This window comes from Novosphingobium sp. UBA1939, from assembly GCF_002336885.1.
Classification (GTDB): domain Bacteria; phylum Pseudomonadota; class Alphaproteobacteria; order Sphingomonadales; family Sphingomonadaceae; genus Novosphingobium.
In genome coordinates this window covers 2,140-2,753 of sequence record NZ_DDFB01000138.1, presented here as the reverse complement: position 1 = coordinate 2,753, position 614 = coordinate 2,140, and the positions used below count along the sequence as shown (strand labels likewise).

At 64.0% G+C, this 614-nt stretch carries 1 protein-coding gene; it reads right to left on the bottom strand.

The window, feature by feature from the left end; translation table 11 throughout:
- Positions 1–45: 45 nt before the first annotated feature.
- Positions 46–614: phage terminase large subunit (terL, locus tag B3547_RS19100; protein WP_292965961.1), on the bottom strand; the 569-nt coding region annotated here is incomplete at its 5' end.

Genomic DNA, 614 nt, shown 5'->3' with positions numbered 1-614 from the left:
TTGTTGCCGGTCGTGAATTTATCCATCAGCGCGGCGAAGCGCTGCTTAATCGTCATCGTCGTCATCTCCAGGGGTGTAGCGGCTGGTGCTGCGGCGGTCGCGGCGGCGCGTGGCGGCGCTGGTGTAGCTCCATTCCACGTTGAACTCGGTGGCAATGCGGAAGAGCATTTCAAGGGCGTCCGGGCCGTCGTCGTGATCCGCCTCGGGGTAGAACTGGAGCTGCTCGATCAGCGTCGAGTGGGTGCGGTGCAGGCGCAGCAAGCCGTTCTTGATGTGCGGCTGCAGCGAGAGGATCGCCAGCTCTTTATCCCGCGCGGTCGGGCCGGGCATCGCCGGGAAGGGAATGCCCTGCAAGCCCGCCCGCTTGATCAGCTCGGTGTAGAGGAATTCCTGGAAGGCCACGCATTCGACGGACCACATCAGGCACTTGTATTCGGCCTGCAGATCGACGGCGCGGCTGATGATCAGGTCCGGTACGCGGCGGGCAATGTCGGCCTCTACCACGTCGAGGATGGAGGTCTTCGGGTTGAGCCCGCCGACGAGGATCGCCGACGGGTCGCGGGCCTTCGACTTCTTGCCCATCGACGGATCGATAGCGCCGAAGAACAGCCAGT